This is a genomic window from Microbacterium esteraromaticum (assembly GCF_017303215.1).
Lineage (GTDB): Bacteria > Actinomycetota > Actinomycetes > Actinomycetales > Microbacteriaceae > Microbacterium > Microbacterium esteraromaticum_C.
Window position 1 is genome coordinate 200184 of record NZ_JAEMWU010000002.1, and the last position, 16849, is coordinate 217032.

At 67.0% G+C, this 16849-nt stretch carries 14 protein-coding genes; 10 read left to right on the forward strand and 4 right to left on the reverse strand.

The features are described from left to right. Positions 1-38 precede the first annotated feature (38 nt). Both JF543_RS12205 and JF543_RS12210 read right to left on the reverse strand, forming a co-directional pair. Positions 39-977, reverse strand: coding sequence for a metallophosphoesterase (locus JF543_RS12205; RefSeq protein ID WP_206824521.1), 939 nt, complete (start codon positions 975-977; stop codon positions 39-41). Continuing rightward, positions 974-3571, reverse strand: coding sequence for a penicillin-binding protein (locus JF543_RS12210; protein WP_206824522.1), 2598 nt, complete (start codon positions 3569-3571; stop codon positions 974-976). The genes JF543_RS12205 and JF543_RS12210 overlap by 4 nt, the downstream gene beginning before the upstream one ends. A gap of 83 nt (positions 3572-3654) precedes the next feature. Between JF543_RS12210 and JF543_RS12215 the strand changes: the two genes are divergently transcribed. Further along, positions 3655-3879 carry a DUF4177 domain-containing protein gene (locus tag JF543_RS12215; protein WP_179410137.1) on the forward strand — a complete coding sequence of 75 codons (225 nt, stop codon included), beginning with the start codon at positions 3655-3657 and terminating at the stop codon, positions 3877-3879. Next, positions 3876-4334 (forward strand): RidA family protein, encoded by a 459-nt coding sequence (locus JF543_RS12220; protein WP_206821890.1) that lies wholly within the window; start codon positions 3876-3878, stop codon positions 4332-4334. Before JF543_RS12215 ends, JF543_RS12220 begins: the two co-directional genes overlap by 4 nt. Before the next feature lie 108 nt (positions 4335-4442). On the opposite strand, the gene acs is transcribed toward JF543_RS12220, so the two are convergent. Continuing rightward, on the reverse strand, positions 4443-6410 hold the full coding sequence (acs, locus tag JF543_RS12225) for an acetate--CoA ligase (protein WP_206551524.1): 1968 nt from the start codon (positions 6408-6410) through the stop codon (positions 4443-4445). Positions 6411-6775: 365 nt separating this feature from the next. On the opposite strand from acs, the gene JF543_RS12230 reads away from it, so the two are divergent. From JF543_RS12230 to JF543_RS12260, 7 genes are all read left to right on the forward strand, one after another. After that, a complete protein-coding gene (locus tag JF543_RS12230; RefSeq protein WP_206824532.1) occupies positions 6776-7789 on the forward strand; it encodes a TadA family conjugal transfer-associated ATPase in 1014 nt (337 codons plus the stop codon). Continuing rightward, complete coding sequence (locus JF543_RS12235) at positions 7783-8712, forward strand: type II secretion system F family protein (protein WP_347401156.1); 930 nt, start codon at positions 7783-7785, stop codon at positions 8710-8712. Before JF543_RS12230 ends, JF543_RS12235 begins: the two co-directional genes overlap by 7 nt. A gap of 55 nt (positions 8713-8767) precedes the next feature. After that, positions 8768-8971 carry a DUF4244 domain-containing protein gene (locus tag JF543_RS12240; RefSeq protein ID WP_179410141.1) on the forward strand — a complete coding sequence of 68 codons (204 nt, stop codon included), beginning with the start codon at positions 8768-8770 and terminating at the stop codon, positions 8969-8971. Then, the gene (locus JF543_RS12245) at positions 8968-9339 is read left to right on the forward strand and encodes a TadE family type IV pilus minor pilin (RefSeq protein WP_224818726.1); all 372 of its coding nucleotides are present in this window, start codon (positions 8968-8970) and stop codon (positions 9337-9339) included. Before JF543_RS12240 ends, JF543_RS12245 begins: the two co-directional genes overlap by 4 nt. A gap of 28 nt (positions 9340-9367) precedes the next feature. Further along, on the forward strand, positions 9368-9697 hold the full coding sequence (locus JF543_RS12250) for an Rv3654c family TadE-like protein (RefSeq protein WP_206551526.1): 330 nt from the start codon (positions 9368-9370) through the stop codon (positions 9695-9697). Positions 9698-9770: 73 nt separating this feature from the next. Next, positions 9771-10526, forward strand: coding sequence for a CPBP family intramembrane glutamic endopeptidase (locus tag JF543_RS12255; protein ID WP_206551538.1), 756 nt, complete (start codon positions 9771-9773; stop codon positions 10524-10526). A 111-nt stretch (positions 10527-10637) separates the two neighbouring features. Next, a complete protein-coding gene (locus tag JF543_RS12260; RefSeq protein WP_206824534.1) occupies positions 10638-11315 on the forward strand; it encodes a TIGR00266 family protein in 678 nt (225 codons plus the stop codon). A gap of 254 nt (positions 11316-11569) precedes the next feature. Here JF543_RS12260 and JF543_RS14650 read toward each other — a convergent pair whose 3' ends face one another. Further along, positions 11570-12691, reverse strand: a complete 1122-nt coding sequence (locus JF543_RS14650; RefSeq protein WP_206824535.1) for a LuxR C-terminal-related transcriptional regulator — start codon at positions 12689-12691, stop codon at positions 11570-11572. Between the two features lie 1488 nt (positions 12692-14179). Between JF543_RS14650 and JF543_RS12270 the strand changes: the two genes are divergently transcribed. Beyond that, complete coding sequence (locus JF543_RS12270; protein ID WP_206824537.1) at positions 14180-16729, forward strand: DUF7507 domain-containing protein; 2550 nt, start codon at positions 14180-14182, stop codon at positions 16727-16729. The last annotated feature ends 120 nt before the right edge of the window (positions 16730-16849 follow it).

Here is a 16849-nt window from a genome sequence, read left to right on the forward strand (position 1 = left end):
AGTACCGAATCGGGTGAGCCCCCGGGCGCGCCCGCCTGTCATTTCGAGCGTGCCGTCAACGTCAGCAACGTGGCTTCGGGGCGGCACGCGAATCGCACCGGTGCGTAGATCGAGTGGCCGCAACCGGCGCTGACATTCAGGGGAACAGTGCGGCCGTCGTGCGACCAGGTGCTGAGCCCCTTGGCCTGCTTCAGCGGGATATCGCAGTTGGCGACGAGTGTGCCGTAGCCGGGCAGGCACACCTGCCCGCCGTGCGTGTGGCCCGCGAAGAGGGCATCCGCCCCGAGGCCGACGAAGTCGTTCAGCACGCGCTGGTACGGCGCGTGCGTCACTCCGATTCGCGATGCGCCCGCCGGGGCGGCGCCCAGCGAATCGAGCGCTCCGGGGATGACATCGAGCTTGTCCCACTCGCGGTGCGCGTCGTCGACGCCGAAGAAGTCGATGGTGTTTCCCGCGACGACCTGGCGCATCGCCGTGTTGTTCAGATCGTGCCAGCCGAGCTCGTCAGTGAAGAACGCGTCAAGAGCTGCGGTGTCGAGGAGCTTCGGCTCGGATGCCGTCTTCGACGGTCCCGTGAAGTACTTCAGCGGGTTGCGCGGCGCGGGTGCCTGCACATCGTTCGAACCGTGCACGAACACGCCGGGGATGCCGGCGAAGGGCGCGAAGGCGCTTCGGATGCCCGCAAGACCGTCTCGGTGGCCCAGGTTGTCGCCGGTGTTCACGATGAGGTCCGGCTCAAGCGCCACCAGCGAGGCGAGCCAGTCCTGCTTGCGGTGCTGCCACGGCGCCATGTGCGCATCGGACACGTGCAATACGCGGATCGGTGCGCTGCCGGGCGCTAGCGCTGGGGCGGTCGCCTCGCGAACGGTGAAGAGATACCGTTCGATGCCGATGCCCCAGATCGCCGCACCGAGGCCAACGGCCCCCACCGCGCCGAGCGCGGTGAGGGCCGGATGCGCTGTGAAACGCGAGGTCATTCCTCGTCTTCCTCCTCGCTCAGACAACTGAGCGTGATGGTCGATCCAGGAGCCGCGTTCGACCCGGCGCCAGGATCCTGTGCGACCACGGTCGCTCCGCCGTTGCAGCCGTCCTCGTTCACCGAGAAGCCGGCATCCTCCAGCGCCTTCTTGGCCTGACCGAACTTCGATCCGACGACGTTCGGGATCGCCGACTCGGGCGGTGTGCCCGAGCTGGGGCTGATCGTGACCGTGGTGCCGCCGGGCGCCGAACCGGCACCGGGATCCTGCTCGGCGACGAGGCCCTTCTCAACCGTGCTGTCGACGGGGTCACCGACGCGGACGGTGAAGCCTGCCTTCTCGAGTGTCTGCGTTGCTTCGTCAACCGACAGACCGATGACGCTGGGCAGATCCTTCACGACGCGGCGCGTGAGGTTGGCGTCCGGTGCGGGGAAGCGGTCACCGCCGTACACGGCGTTCGCTGCTCGCTGGATCTCCTTGGCGAGCGGGTAGCGGATGTCGACCAGGCGGGTCCCGTGGGCATAGAAGCGGCGCAGATCTTCGCGTCCTGTGACGTTTCCCACCCACACAGCGGTCGTGACGTTCGTGCTCGACTCGACAAGCATGGTGTGCGAGGTCTCGGCGGTACCGGTCTTACCGATCACCTGAACGCCGTCGTAGGGGTTCGCTCCTGCACCGGTGCCACCCTCCATCACGCCGCGCAGAGCGAACGCGGCAGTGGCGGCGACCTCGGGAGAGATCACCTGGGTGCACGAGGCCTTCGGCGGCGCGATCTCCTCGCCGTCCTGCCCGATCACCTTGTCGATCACCCGGGGCTCGCAGAACTTGCCCTTGTTCGCGACGGTCGCGTATGCGCCGGCCATCTGAATCGGCGCTACTGACTTCGATCCCAGAACTGTGGGGAAGGGATCATTGGGCGCGGTTCCATCCTTAGTGACATCACCCATATCGCCGTAGTGGACGCCCAGGCGCTTGGCCATCTTGTTGATGTCACACAGATCGAGCTGCTGCGCCATCGCCAGGAAGCCGGTGTTCAGCGAGACAGCTGTGAAGCGACTGACTGTGCTGACGGATCCTCGTCCCTGTCCGAAGTTTCCGACGTCTTCGACCTGGGTGTATGTCCCACCGCACTGCGGGAAGTTGCCGAAGATGCGCGACCGTCCGTCGAGCACCTCGTTGACCGAGCGGCCCTGTTCGAGCCACTCCAGCAGGGTGAAGAGCTTCCACGTCGATCCGGTCTCGAAACCACCCGATGACCCGTTGTGCGCGCTGTCGGCGGCGAACACCTGTGCCGACTCGCCGTTGGCCAGGCTGGCATCGGCTGCTTCACTGAACCGCGTGTTCTGGGCGATCGCCAGGATGCGACCAGTGCTCGCCTCGATCGAGACTCCAGCGCCGCCGACGTTGATGCCATCCATCGCCGCGGGCACGCGGTCGTGCACGGCCTGCACGGCAGGGGCCTGCACCCGCAGGTCGAGCGAGGTATAGATCTTCATGCCGCCGCGGCGCATGTTCTCCAGGCGCTCCTCGGCGGTGGCGCCGAAGGCCTCGTCGTTCTCGACGACGGCCTTTGCGTACTGGCAGAAGTAGGCGTTGTCTCCGGCAGCGCCGCACCCCTGCGCGGTCTCCTGGATGTTCGGCTCGACCGGGGCGGCGACAGCGGCCTCGTACTCCTCTTGCGTGATCTGACCGTTCTCGTGCATCTCGAAGAGCACGTAGTCGCGGCGCTCCTTGGTCGTCGCGTAGCCGTCCTCGGCCGTGTTGTGCGCGACACCCTCCTTGTCGGTCCACGTGCCTGCGGTCGGCCGGTCGATGCGCAACAGATTGGGTTCCTGCACCATGCCGGCGAGCGTGGCCGCTTGCGCCAGGTTGAGCTTCGCGGCCGTGGTGCCGAAGTAGCGGTTCGCGGCGGCCTCGACGCCGTAGGTCGTTCCGCCGAAGTTCGACACGTTAAGGTAACCGAGCAGGATCTCGTTCTTCGAGTAGTCCTTCTCGATCTGCACCGCGTACCGCATCTCCTGCAGCTTGCGCTCGATGCCCTCAGCACCCTTCGCCTGCGCGGCGTCGATGAAGCACTGCTGCATCTTGGTGTCGTACTCGGGATCGTTGGGTGGCACGCCCTGTTCGCACTGTTGGATGAGCGCGTTCTTGACGTACTGCTGCGTGATCGTCGAGGCACCGCGCGATGAGGCGCCAGTGAGGTTCTCGACGGCGGCCTTCGCCGTCTGCAGCAGGTTCACGCCGCCGTGCGAGTAGAAGTTCTTATCCTCACTCGAGAGCACGGCGTCATAGAGCAGCGGCGAAACCTGATCGAAGGTGACCGGCACGCGGTTCTGCTCGTAGAAGGTCGCCATCTCGAACGGCTTGCCGTCGCGGTCATTGCCGTAGATCGTCGTCGGTGCCATCGGCGCCGTCGGCTTCAGATAGCTCGGCAGATTGTCGAACAGGGTCAGCGCCTGGGAGCCGCTGACCCCGGCGACGGCGATGGCGGGGGTGACAGCGGCCGTGGCCAGCACTCCGGCGACGACACTGAGGCCGACCAGGCCCAGCAGTCCGCCGAGCACACCCTTCACCGTGCGTTTCGTTTGAGGCATACGCTTGATGGTAGGGGAGTTCCCTGAATAGAAGCCTCGACGCCGGCATCCGTTGCCGGAGGTCGCCGACGCGCAGGAGTGCCATGACCACGTGGGAGTATCTGACCACACCGCTGCTGATCCACAACACAGCGGCGATCCTCAACAACTGGGGCAAGCAGGGCTGGGAGCTCGTGCAGGTCATCCAGGGCCCTGAGGGCGGCCTGGTCGCCTACTTCAAGCGTCCCGTGACGCAGGACGCGACGGCCAACTCCGGCCTCGCGGCTGCGGCCGAGGCATCCCGTCAGTTCGAAGGAGATCATCGATGAACCTCACCGCCCGCCTAGAAGAGCTCGGCATCGAGCTGCCCGCGGTCGTCGCTCCGGTTGCGGCCTACGTGCCCGCCGTCGTGCACGGCGGCCTCGTCTACACCTCGGGCCAGCTGCCGATCGCCGGCGGTGGACTGCTCGCGACCGGCAAGGTCGGAGCGGAAGTGGATGCTGACGACGCGAAGTCCTACGCGCGCACCTGCGCGCTGAACGCCCTGGCCGCGGCGGCTGCCGCCGCAGGCGGCGTCGACCGGATTGCCGGCGTGCTGCGGGTGGGCGGATTCGTCGCATCCGACCCCGCGTTCAGCGGTCAGCCCGGCGTCATCAACGGTGCCAGCGAAGTGCTCGGCGAGATCTTCGGCGAGGCGGGCGCCCATGCGCGCGCCGCCGTTGGCGTGGCGGTGCTGCCGCTCGACGCACCCGTCGAGGTCGAGGTGACGTTCACGCTCGCGTGACCGTGTCGGCGCTACCCGCCGATACCCCGCTTTATCGCCGAGACCCCCAGTTGCAGATGACTGCAACTGGGGGTCTCGGCGATTACTGGGGGTCTCGGCGCGAACGCGTTACTTGACCTGGCTCGAGATCGTGCTCATCACCATGGTGTCGGCGAGCGTCGTGACGTCGCCGACCTCGCGACCCTCGGCCACATCGCGCAGCAGGCGTCGCATGATCTTGCCCGAGCGCGTCTTGGGCAGCTCCGGCACGATGTACACGTCGCGCGGGCGCGCGATCGGGCCGATCTGCTCGCCCACCCAGGCGCGAATCAGAGCGGTCAGGCCCTCGGGGGAGTGCGACTCGAGGTAGCTCTGCTTGATGATCACGAACGCCACGACGGCCTGACCGGTGGTCTCGTCAGCTGCACCGACGACGGCGGCCTCGGCCGTGGCCTCGTGCGCGACGATCGACGACTCGATCTCGGTGGTCGACAGCCGGTGACCCGACACGTTCATCACGTCGTCGACGCGGCCGAGCAGCCACAGGTCGCCGTCCTCGTCGAGGCGGGCGCCGTCGCCGGCGAAGTAGTAGCCCTGCTTCTCGAACTTCTCCCAGTACGTCTCCTTGAAACGCTCGGGGTCGCCCCAGATGCCGCGCAGCATGCTCGGCCACGGCTCGGTGATCACCAGCAGGCCGCCGTTGCCGTTGCCGACCTCCTGGCCGTCATCGTCGGTCACATCGATCGAGATGCCCGGAATCGGCACCTGAGCCGACCCCGGCTTCGTCGCCGTGATGCCCGGCAGCGGCGAGACCATGATCGCGCCGGTCTCGGTCTGCCACCACGTGTCGACGATGGGAGCCTTGTCGGCACCGATCACCTCGCGGTACCACATCCACGCCTCGGGGTTGATGGGCTCACCCACCGAACCGAGCAGACGCAGGCTCGACAGATCGAACTGCTGCGGGATCTGGCGTCCGAGCTTCATGAACGAGCGGATGGCGGTGGGCGCCGTGTAGAGGGTCGTCACGCCGTACTTCTGCACCAGCTCCCACCAGCGTCCGGGGTGCGGCGAGTCCGGCGTGCCCTCGAAGAGCACCTGGGTCGCACCGTTGGCGAGGGGGCCGTAGGCCACGTAGCTGTGCCCAGTGATCCAGCCGATGTCGGCCGTGCACCAGAACACATCGGTCTCGGCGTGCAGGTCGAAGACGTACTTGTGCGTGTACGACGCCTGCACCAGGTAGCCGCCCGAGGTGTGCAGGATGCCCTTCGGCTTTCCGGTCGTGCCCGAGGTGTAGAGGATGAACAGCGGGTTCTCGGCGGGGAAGGCCTGCGCCTCGTGCTCGGCCGACGCCGCCGGCACGACGTCGTGCCACCAGATGTCGCGCTCGTTCCAGTCCACGTCGTTGCCGCCGCGCTTGACGACGAGCACGTGCTCGACGGTCTGCTGCTCGCCTTCGCCGTTGCGGTCGCTCAGCGCCTGGTCGACAGCGGGCTTGAGCGCCGAGACCTTGCCCTTGCGGAAACCGCCGTCGGCGGTGATGACCACCTTCGCGCCGGCATCGTCGATGCGCGAGCGCAGGCTGTCGGCGCTGAAGCCGCCGAAGACGACCGAGTGGATGGCGCCGAGGCGGGCCACGGCGAGCATCGAGACGATCGCCTCGGGGATCATCGGCAGGTAGATCGCCACGCGGTCGCCCTGACCGATGCCGAGGTCGGCGAGCACGTTCGCGGCACGCTTGACCTCTGCGGTCAGCTCGGCGTAAGTGATGCGGCGCTCGTCGCCGGGCTCGCCCTCCCACAGGATCGCGACACGGTCACCCAGCCCGGCTTCGACGTGACGGTCGAGGCAGTTGTAGGCGACGTTGAGCTCGCCGTCGTCGAACCACTTCGCGAACGGCGGATTCGACCAGTCGAGCACCTGCGTGAACGGCTTGTGCCAGTGCACGTTCTCGCGGGCCTGCTCACCCCAGAAGGCTTCGCGGTCGGCGGCGGCACGCTCGTACAGCGCGGGGTCATCGATGGACTGGGCGGCGAACTCCGCCGAGGGCGGGAAGCTCCGAGATTCGTCGAGGAGATGATCGATCTGACTGCTCATGGGCACTCGCTCCTTTGCGCGGGGTAGAAGGGTCGTGTCGGGCGCGACCGTGATCCGGCGAATCTACTCGAGCCGACGCGCGGAAGCCTACTGCCGAAAGTCGGTACTGGCATGGCAGTTGGCAAGCGCACTCCCGCACGCATACACTGACCTCAGCCGATTTCGACATCTGGCTTCAGCGCGCCCGATACCCCCTTATGCGGGCCTGCGCTCAGGCGGCACCTCATTCCCCCCGTGAGGTGCCGCCTCACACTTTTCTGAGCGGGTGTGCCGCGTTCTGCACAGGACGGCACGGCTCGCCTCTTATGCACAGCCCATGGGTTTCGGACGGGGGCAGGCATCGGCGCGCTTCTAGCGTCGTTGCCATGACCGATCCCTTCGTGCTCCGTCCACGCACACACACCCGTACGACGGCGTCGACGGAACCCGCCGATATCGATCGGCCGATTCTCGACCCGGCGTTCGGCGCGCTCGCCGAGCATGTGCACGACCCCCAGGTCACCGACCTCTTCGTCAACGGTGCACACGGCCTCTTCGTCGACCGGGGTGAGGGAGCCGAACCAGTGCCTCAGTGGCGGGCATCCGAACGCGAGGTGCGCGACCTCGCCGTCACACTCGTCGCGGCGGGAGGTCGTCACCTCGACGACCAGTCGCCGTGTGTGGACGTGCGGCTCGACTCGGGCATCCGAGTGCACGCCGTGCTCGCGCCGGTCTCGACGGCGGGCACGGCACTGTCGATCCGTGTGCCGAGAGTGCTCGGAGCCGGCCTTGACGCGCTCGCCGCGTCGGGCACCTTCACCCCCGCACAACGCACCTGGTTGGCGGGGCTCGTCGCGCAGCGCGCGAATGTGCTCATCACGGGTGGAACAGGCACGGGCAAGACCACTCTGCTGTCGGCCCTGCTGTCGGAGGTCGGCCCTGCCGAGCGCATCGTCACGATCGAGGACGTCGCCGAGTTGCGCCCCCGCCACCCCCACCACGTGTCGTTGGAGTCGCGGCAGGCGAACCTGGAGGGCGCGGGACGGATCAGCCTGGCCATGCTCGTGCGGGAATCGCTGCGGATGCGACCCGATCGCCTCGTCGTCGGTGAGTGCCGCGGTGAGGAGGTGCGGGAACTGCTCACGGCGTTGAACACCGGTCACGACGGCGGCGCCGGCACCCTGCACGCCAGCGGCCTCCCCGATGTGCCGGCGCGCATGGAGGCGCTCGGTGCTCTCGCGGGGATGGACGCCATCGCGTTGGCGCGGCAGGTGGTCAGCGCCTTCACAGTCGTGCTGCACCTGCAACGCGACGCCGCCGGGCGGCGTCATATCGCGCAGGCGGGGCGCTTCGCGCTCACCGGAGACCGCCTCGGAATCGAGGAGGTCACACCGTGGTGAGAGGTGTCGGAGCCCGCATCCGGGGTGGCACGCGGGGGACAGCAGCGGATGCCGGAGACGAGGCGGGTCGCGCGGCGACCGCCGTGCGCACACTCGCCGTGCTGCTGCAGGCTGGCGCGCGTCCGATGACGGCGTGGCGGCACCTGGCAGACTCTGGGCATCCCGTCGCGGAACGTGTCGTGGGCCGCTGCGGTGGGGGAGCCGAACTCGTCGGCGCGATTGATGCCGAGGGCGGCGCCTGGTCGGACGTCGCCGCGGCATGGGAGATCGCGACGACCGTCGGGGCCCCGCTCGCCGACGTGCTGCGGGCGCTCGCCGAGTCGCTGCAGGACGCTGCGTCAGCCGCGGACGATGTGCGCATCGCCCTGGCCGAGCCCACCGGAACGGCACGGCTGCTGCTCTGGTTGCCGTTCGCCGGGCTGCTGCTGGGTCTCGCGCTCGGGTTCGACACCATCGGTGTGCTGTTCACCAACCCGTTCGGGGTGGCGTGCGTCGTGCTCGGCCTCGGACTGGTGCTGCTGGCGCGGTGGTGGACGGCCCGCATGGTGCGCGCTGCTCGGCCCGCCCCCGGCACCCCGGGGATGCACGCCGAACTCGTCGCGGTCGCGCTCGCAGGAGGCGTTGGCATTCCGCGGGCGCTGCGCCTGGTCGAGCACAGCACGGCAGACCTGCGCGCTGGTCGCGGCGCGACGGATGCGGTGCTCGAGCTGTCGCGTGCCGCGGGCGTTCCCGCGGCAGAACTGCTGCGCGCCTCAGCCGCGCAGCAACGTCACGATGCTCGCGTGCAGGGTCGCGTGCGGGCCTCACGGCTCGCATCGAAGCTGCTGCTGCCGTTGGGCGCGTGCACCCTGCCGGCATTTCTGCTGCTGGGGGTCGCACCGCTGATGCTCAGCGTGCTCGGCTCGACGCCACTACCGATCTGACACGACGTTGACCTGCAGGGCGACACGCGCTCTGCACAAAGAGAAGGAGAAGAGAATGAATGACGAGAAACTGCCCCCACTGACCCGGCGACGTGCTGCCGAGTTGTTCGCCGACGAGACGGGCGCCGCGACGGCCGAGTACGCGATTACCACGATGGCGGCGGTGGCCTTTGCGGGCTTGTTGGTGGTGATCATGCGGTCGGATGAGGTGCGTGGCATCCTCACTGATCTGGTGCGGCGGGCGTTGACGGTGTCGTGATCGGTCGCCGAGATCGGGCATCGGTGCGTGACGGGTTGCGCGGTGAGCGCGGTTCGGTCGCGGCCGAACTCGCTGTGGCGCTTCCTGCGGCGCTGTTGGCTGTGCTGTTCGGCGTGGGTGCGCTGAACGCTGCCGCGACGCAGGTGGCGTTGCAGGATGCTGCGGCGGACGCGGCCAGGCTGCTCGGGCGGGGCGAGAGCGCCGCCCGAGCAGCGGGTGTCGTCTCGGCGGCAGTCAGCGGGGCGCGTTCGTCGTCGCAGGGTGCGGGTGATCTGGTCTGCGTCACGGCCTCGGCCGACCTTCGGGTGGGCCGGATCATCTCGGTACCGCTTCGTGCATCGAGCTGCGCTCTCGCGGGCGGACTGTGAGCGAGCGGCGGACGGAAAGGACGAGACGATGGCAGGAACGGCTCTTGCGGCCGGCGTGCTGACGGTGGCTGCGACGCTGTCGCTCGGTCTGGCGGCCGTGGGCGGTGCCGCGGTCACCGCCCAGCGTGTGGCGGGGGCAGCGGATGCTGCCGCGCTGGCCGCCGCGGATGCCGCATCGGGGGCGGTCATGACCGGTGAGGATCCGTGTGCGCTCGCCGCACGCGTGGCGGCGGCATCCGGTGCCCGTTTGTCGGCCTGCAAGATCGACGCGCTCACCGCCACCGTCGAGGTGCGGGCGGGGTATGCCGGACTGGTCGCGCTCTCACGGGCGCGCGCGGGGCCGCCGGCGGGCGGGTGAGGGCATCTAGCGCAAGCCGCCCGTCAATCACTAGCCTCATGGGCACCAGTACCCTTCGACTGAGGGAGTGTCCATGCGTGTTCAGCCCAAGCCGTGGATCGGCATTGTCGTCTATCTCAGCTACCTGGTCGTCTTCTATGGCGTGTGGATAGCACTGGGCATCGACTACCTGCATATCGGTGACTCCGCGGAGACTTTGCTCAAGTGGTACGTCGCCCCGCTTGCTGCCGGTGCAATCGTGCTCGTCGTCGCGACTTCAGTACTCGGGTGGTGGAAACCGGCACTGTTCGACAAACAGCCCGGCGCGCGCTGGGCGATCATTCCCGGTGCTCTGCTCGCTGTGGTCGCCATCGCAGTGCTCTTCGTCAAAGACACGAGTGGACTCGCACCGATCGTGTGGATTCTGGCGATCGTCGGCAGCATCGGCGTCGGGTTCGGTGAGGAGATGGCCACCCGTGGTGTTCTCGTTGTGGGGCTACGCGCCCGCTTTACCGAGCCCCTCGTCTGGCTCATCTCGACGGCGCTGTTCATGGCCCTTCATATCCCCAACGGATTCTTCGGGGCGGGGCTCGGTGTACTCATCCAGCTTCCGCTCACCTTCGGGGCCGGCACGATCCTCTACCTCGCCCGACGCTCAACGGGAACGCTGCTCGTGCCGATGCTCATTCACGGACTGTGGGACTTCTCCACGTTCATCGGGGTGCACACCACGGCGTCGTCGAGCATCGGCGTCTACTTGAACATCCTGCTGGGGATCTTCGCGCTCATCGTCGTGCTCATCACTCTGCGTAAGGAGCGCGGCACGAAGATGGCGCAGTTCGGAGCCTGATCCGCACCTCCCGACAAGTACGAGACATCCGCCCTGTAGCCGGCGCGGCTCCGGAGCATTCCGCAGGCCAGACAGACAGCCAGGCCAGACAGACAGAACGAAAGGACCACCATGGATGTAGACATCACCGCAGGCCCGGCCTTCGCGATGGGCGTTGTCGCCCTCCCCGCGGGAGGGTCCGTGCGAGTCGAGGCAGGCGCGATGGCGATGACTCGCGGCGACATCGAGATCGCCACCTCAGCGAGCGGTGGCTTCTTCAAAGGGTTCAAACGCGCGCTCGGCGGCGAGAGCTTCTTCGTCAACGACTTCACCTCCGAGAGCGGTGGTCAAGTCGGAGTCGCGGCGACGCTCCCCGGCGACATGACGAAGGTGACGCTCGACGCCGGGACGGCGCTACTCGTGCAGTCCGGCTCGTGGATCGCCTCCGATGCGACCGTCGACGTCGACTCGAAATGGGGTGGCGGCAAGACCTTCTTCAGCGGTGAGGGGCTCGTGCTGCTGCGCTGCACCGGCGCGGGGGACCTGCTCATCTCCTCGTACGGTGCAATCCTCCCTTCCGAACTCGCGCCCGGCGAGAGACTGACCCTCGACACCGGACACGTCGTCGCCTTTGACGAGACGGTGGAGTACTCGGTTCGCAAGGCGGGCAACTGGAAGTCCACGATCCTCGGCGGTGAGGGGCTCGTCACCGACTTCATCGGTCCCGGCCGAGTGTGGTTGCAGACTCGCTCGAGCGCGAGTCTCATCGACTGGATCAAGCGGGTCAATCCCCAGCGCGATTCGCGCTAGCCGGTGCTGAGGGCACTCGTCGTGCACCAAGTGTCGCGGTGTTCCGTAGGAATACGACGATCAGGAAGTTCCGCGACGCGTTGCTTCCGCGGATCAACTTGAGGCTGACCACGATCGTGATGGCGCCGTCGAGCCATGCGAGGACGGCGACCAGAGTGACGCCACCGTCGAAGGGTGAGCGGGTGCGTCGGACTCGTAGCGCCCTCACGGGCACGCGCTGGGCTAGTGCCGACGGATGGACCGCTACGCCTTCGCTATGAGGCGTTGCGTGTGTCTTCTGGGTGATGCCAGCGGATCAGCCCTTGTTGATCCGCGGCGGCAAGGGCCTCGGCGCGGCTGGAGACGCCGAGCTTCTTGTAGATCCGCTTGATGTGCGTCTTGATGGTGTTCGGTGAGTTGAAAGCCTCTACGGCGATCTCCGTGGCGCTGAGGCCATCCGCCAGGCGCTGAAGAATCGCCCGCTCTCGTCTCGTGAGAGAGATGATCTCGATCGATCGTCGCTCGGGGCACGGATGCTGCGCCGCGTAGTCAATGCCGGCCAGAGCGTGGATGTCTGCGATGTCTTGAGCATGCTGGCGAGAGAACAAAGAGGGGAGTGAGACGGCATCGCCCGATGTGGCGATGGTGAAGGAACGCAGCGCTGACTCTGCATCACCCAGGCGCATGCGCGCGACTGCATGAATGAGGCTGGCTTCACGCATGTCTCGCAGCGGCATTCGGATCCTTCTCAACGCGCGCGCGGAGACTTGCGCGGCGGCGCGATGGTCGCCCGCGAGCTGATGAGTTCGCGCGACGGGGATCAGGGAGCGGAGCGGCTCGCCTGCGCCCTCGGCAAGTCGCAGCACCAGGCCTCCTTCAGCGACGTCGATGAGCGTGTCGAGGTAAGCGCGGAACACGAGGTGATTCGCGATGGGAACGCTCGTTACGTCGATTCCGCGTTCGAAGCCGATGCGTTTGAGGCGCTCAAAGGCGACTACGGGTTCATGCCGGGCGAGGTCATACTGCGTGAGGGCGTATACCTGGAAGGGCCACAGCTCGAACTGGTCGCCGGCGTCGGAGAGACGATCGGCGTAGACGCGCGCCGTACCGAGATCGCGGGCGTCGGTCGCCATGACCGTCGAGGCGATCGTGGCACCGATGGTCAATAGGTCGCGACACCAGGTCGGGAGCTCGGCTGTGTCTCCGACGCGCGCGAGCCAGGTGGTTGCCGCATCGGCATGACCTTCGACGGCCGCCAGCATCGCGGCATTGGCAGCGGCGCTGACGCCGGCGAAGTGGCGGAACGGCGGGTTCCCGCTCTCGTGATAGGCCTGGGAGAACAGACTCATCGCTCTCTCGGAGTCCGCCGCCAAGATCTCGGTGATGCCCTGCTGCACAGTGGCATGACCGGGTCGGTCGATCGTGAGACTGTCACTGGCGGAGATGACTAGTGCTCGTAGATCATCGTCTACGGCCGTGGGGTCGTGTCGAAGCGCTGAGATCCGATCTGAGAGCTGCTGCGCCGCGTTGAAGTCCCCGCGCCAGCGCGCAGCGATCATCAAGGGCACGAGCAGCTCAACGGTCACCGGCTGCTGCGCGGCGACCTTCCGCGCGTGTGCCGCCGAAGCGACGCGGGCGAAGCGTTCGAGCATCTCCGCGCGATCGCCGCTCGCACCCGCCTCCGCGTCGGCCACGATACTACGGGCGATCACAGCGCTCGCGAGCAGGCGTGGACGATCCAAGAGCTCCTGATCCGACAACGTCGCGACGACAGCCAGCACGGCCTCGGCATCCGACTGGTCGAGGTCGTACCAGCGTTCGATCAGCACGGCCTCCACGTCATCCGTCGAAGCGCTCGGTGCAACCGCAGACCGGGTATCACTCGTCACGCGACCCATACGTACCTCCTTGCCGGCTTTCGGAGCCCGCCCACGCAGCACCTGCCTGGACCGCGCGTCGGCTTCCGGTGCTGGGCTGACCGGCGAGCGCGGTGCACCCCAGCCGCTACCGCCGGTGGCGGTTCTCCGGCTCAGCCGGGTACGGTCCCTAGGGTTGGGGACTGCAGCCGGCAGGGCCGGAGAACCGGGTGTCGGCACTCGATCTGGGGGTCGAGAGCCTGTTCCACTGGGTAGGAACGGGATGAGGGGCCATCCGCGATCAGTGTCCTCCTGAACTGTGTGGCTGACGCTGCCTAAGCGCAAAAATCACCCTCGACGTACCACTTCTGTGCGTCGTCATCCGAGTGGTCGATGCTCGGTGGCGAACCGTAGACCCGAGCGCCCGGCAACCGTACCTGGTGATCGGGGTACTTCCGGGGTTAACTCGGGGGATTCCACCGATCCTCGCCCAGCTCTCATAGTTGGATGAGAGTCGCGGTGGGGGCTGCGACACGTGAGGTCAACGGTCAGGGTCCCACTCCTGAAACCGCATGTCCCCGCTGTCCTGGGATCGGGATGGGGTTCCCGATCCTTGCGGAGTCCTGCGCGCTCGAGAGCCTGCGGGGCCGCCGGCGCTGCCGCTGGGGCAGTGCTGCTCCCAAAGTGAAAGTAGGCACGACTGTGCGAATGAGATCTGGTCGAATCGACCTCTTACGGGGGAGGAAGGGGAGGTCCGTTCGGGTTACGCCTCCGCCCCGTGCGTTGTCCCTGGTTCTGTCCGGTGTGTTGGTCGCGGGCTTGGCGTTGGTCGCGGCGGTGCTGGGGTCAGCGGCCGCAACGGCAGCGGAGAATCCGACGGGGAGTGCCAGCAAAGGTGGGAATACCTACTACGCGTACGTCCAGGATGGCGAATCACTGGATGTGGCGTTCACGAAGTTCCTGAATCGCACGGCGACTGTCCAGTTCAAGGTCACTGATCCCTCAGGGGGCGTGCACATGGACTGCCAGATGACGGTTGCAGAGGCCGCCGGCGCGACGTGCTCGGCGCTGGGCTTGACGGGGCCGGCGGGCGTGTGGGTCATTGAGGAGATCCCGGTCGTGGGAATCGATCCGGTGTACCTCAAGCCTGCGTCGTACTCACAATTCGACTTCGACATCACGGTTCGCGACCGCGCGAATGCAGAGATCACGGGACGCGTGTGGTCTGACACATACATGGGCTACGACAAAACGCAGTGGAGCTACAACGTTGACTTCTGGGTGGTCACCGAGTTCGGTGCGGTGTACTCGCTTGAACTCGGTCGTTTCGTCGGTGGCGGGTGGAACATCCAGGCAGATGCGTTCGGCATTGTTGACGGAGACACCTGCACCTCGCTTTATCACTCCACGGTGATGACGGTGAATACCGCTGTCTACAACGACGCGGATATCTCCTGCGGTGACAAGTACTGGCTCTTCTTCGAAGAGCCCTCAGCCGACCTCCCTCAGACGGCGCCCTCGGCGCTCGGCGACCTGTGGGTGATGCCCGACGTGGTGACACCCGAGGTGCAGAACCTCATGTTCACGCAGGACGGCGATTCCGCGCTGGCGGGGGCCTTCACCTATGACCTGATCAATTTCACCGGCAGCTACACGCTGCAGATCGACGCCGACGGCGACGGAAGCTACGACGGCCCGCTCGACCGGAAGATCGCCCTGGGTGGCTCTGGTGATGAAACCTACGTGTGGGATGGCCTCGACGGCGCAGACAACCCGATCGATCCGTTCAGCACAGTCGTCAATGCCCGTGTCCAAATCGACCGCACCGATGAGTTCCACATCGTCCTGGCTGACGTCGAGGGCGTGAACGACGGCATGGTTTTCACCCAGATCCGCGGTAACGCACCCGGGAACGCGATGCTCTACTGGGACGACACCCAGGTCGACGCAGCGACGAAGACCTCGCTCACCTCGCCCATCGACGGCACAGCTGGCGTAGACAGTTCCACCGGTGCTCACGGGTGGTCCAGCAATGGAGGGTCGAACCCCTGGGGCAACATGGTCGCGGTCGACAACTGGACGTACAGCCCAGTTGACATCAACCAGACCATCACCTTGAGCCAGCCCCGCCTCGAACTCGTCAAGTCGAGCGATGCGAGTGCGGAGACGCGAGTGGGTGACGAGGTCACGTACACGGTGACGGCGACGAATACCGGAAGCGCCGACTACACGGGTGCGAAGCCGGCGGTGGTGTTCGACGATCTGTCGGGTGTACTCGATGATGCGGAGTACAACGCGGATGCTGTCGCGGACCGGTCGGGTGCGGTGTCGTATGCCGAGCCGTTGCTGTCCTGGGCGGGAGCCCTTGCAGTCGGGGAGAGCGTGGAGCTCACCTACACCGTGACCGTGATGGCCGGTGGTGATGGTGCCGTGAGGAACGTCGCGTGGCAGCCCGATGATCCTCAGGACGCGGTGACGCCTGCGTGCAAGGAGAACCCGGATGCGACCTCGGACGAGGTATGCGCGGTCGAGGAGTGGGATCTGCCGAAGTTGACGGTCCAGAAGACCGCTGATCGCACGGAGCTTCCGGGCATTGGTGAGCGCGTCGAGTATGAGGTCGTGGTCACGAACGCCGGCCCTGGGGATTACACGGCGGCGAACCCGGCGACGTTTGTCGATGACCTGACCGAGGTTCTCGACGACGCGACGTTCGATAGCGGAACCGTCGTGGTGTCCGCGGGCACTGTGTCGTTCCGCGCTCCGGAGTTGTCGTGGGCGGGTGCGCTCGCATCGGGTGAGTCGGCGACGGTGACCTATGCGGTGACCTACACCGGCGAGGGGGATGCCGTGTTGGAGAATACGGTCTGCGTACCCGCATCCGAGACTCTCGCCGGGGCGGATGCATGTGATCTCGTGACGGTCCCGGGTGCGGTGCTGACGCAGTGGAAGAGCGTGGAGTCGTCGGATTCGCCCGCCGTGGCCGGCAGTGTGCTGACCTATGCGCTGCATTTCCACAACGCCGGGTCTGCGGCCGCGGCGGTGGACTCGATCGACGCTCTGGCGCACGTGCTCGACGACGCAGAGGTGACCGCGGAGCCAGTGGCTTCTGCGGGCCTGACGGCGGCGCGCACAGGTGAGACGATCGCGATCACCGGCACGGTGGCGTCTGGCGAGGTGGCGACTGTGACCTATCAGGTCACGGTCAAGGCTGACGGACAGCGCGGTGATGACATCGCCGCGAACTTCCTGATGACCGACGACCCGTCAGCGCCCCCTGTGGCGCCGGCCACTCCCGAGTGCACACCGGCCGATACTGATCAGCCGAACTGCACCGTCACGCCCATCGAGAGCACACCCGTTCCCGGGGAACCGACTCCCGCACCCGAGGAGCCTGAAGAGCCGATTTCCCCCGCTCCCGGCGACCCCGGAGACAGCCTCGCCACGACCGGTGGTGCGCTGAACCCGTGGATGCTCTCTGCGCTCGTTCTCGTTCCTCTAGGAGCGGGACTGCTGCTGATCGCTGCGGCGCGGCGCAGGCGCGCGGAGCGCGCGGAAGACACGGCAGCTCACACGGTCTGAGGGCGCCAGCGCCGCTCACCCCTCGCTCGCGCAGCGAATGCCGAGGGGAGGCGGAGGGCATGACGAAGAGGCCCCGGGGAGCACGAGCTCCCCGGGGCCTCTTCTGCGCTGGCGAGAGGT